Origin of the sequence: Xenorhabdus sp. SGI240 (assembly GCF_040081915.1) — a bacterium.
Classification (GTDB): Bacteria; Pseudomonadota; Gammaproteobacteria; order Enterobacterales; family Enterobacteriaceae; genus Xenorhabdus; species Xenorhabdus bakwenae.
Map to the genome: position 1 here is coordinate 1 of NZ_JBEBMB010000081.1, position 1,012 is coordinate 1,012.

The 1,012-nt window shown below is 46.6% G+C and carries 1 protein-coding gene; it reads left to right on the forward strand.

Going from position 1 to position 1,012, the window contains the following annotated elements:
- Positions 1–97 precede the first annotated feature (97 nt).
- On the forward strand, positions 98–997 hold the full coding sequence (locus tag ABLA76_RS15190) for an IS982 family transposase (RefSeq protein WP_348988565.1): 900 nt from the start codon (positions 98–100) through the stop codon (positions 995–997).
- Positions 998–1,012: the final 15 nt, after the last annotated feature.

The following is a 1,012-nucleotide window of genomic DNA, read 5'->3' on the forward strand; positions in this document are numbered from 1 at the left end:
AACGCGATGCTCGACTTTCGAGGAGAGTTGAAATGACATAGCCGCTCCTTTATAACTTTAAGTGACCAGACTGAAAGAAATAAAGGAACAAAAGGCTATGTCACAGCAAGATTTTATCATTTGGGTGTTCTGTTGGGTAGATGAAAACTTAACGGCGTTACAGCAAGGCACACGGTTCAGAAGCCGGGGATATCCACCTAAGCTGAGCGATGCGGAAGCCATCACGATGGAAGTGGTGGGCGAATTTTTAGAATTTTCAACGGATAAAGGCATTTGGACGTACTTTCGTGACCACTGGCGCGAGTGGTTTCCGGGACTGGGTTCACGCGCCAATTTCGCTAAACAGATTTCGAATCTTTGGGTTGTTAAACAACTACTGCAAGAAAAGCTGGCGAGGTTATTGGGCGCGCCCGACAGGCCGGTACATATTATCGACGGATTTCCGCTGCCCGTATGTGGATTCAAAAGAGCAAAAGGTAGTGCCAACTTCAAAGGACAAGCCGATTATGGGTACTGTGCCGCCAAAAACGAAACTTACTACGGCTTCAAAGGACATCTCATGATAGACGAAATCGGCGTGGTAACCGGGTTTACGCTGACGCCCGCCAATGTCAGTGAGCGTGAAGCAGCCTGGGATGTGATCGGCTCGATAAAAGGCTATTTGCTGGGTGATAAAGGGTATTTAGGCGTTGAATTTAAACAGGAAATGAAGGCAGAGGGTATTGAAATGATTACCCCAGTGCGTGCCAATAGGGATGATCCCATCCCCAGAAAAACGAGAAGGGTCATTAACGCCAAACGCCGTTTAATTGAAACCGTCATTGGTCAACTTGCTGGGCAATTTGCTATCGAGAAGTGCTGGGCACGGGATTTGTGGCATTTGAGTAATCGAATTGCCAGAAAACTGCTTTCTCACACATTGGGTATTTTTGCCAATTTTAAACAAGGTAAAAGTCAACGCGACTGGCTTCAACAAGCCAACGTTATAGGATGTTAAAGTCGAGCATCGCGT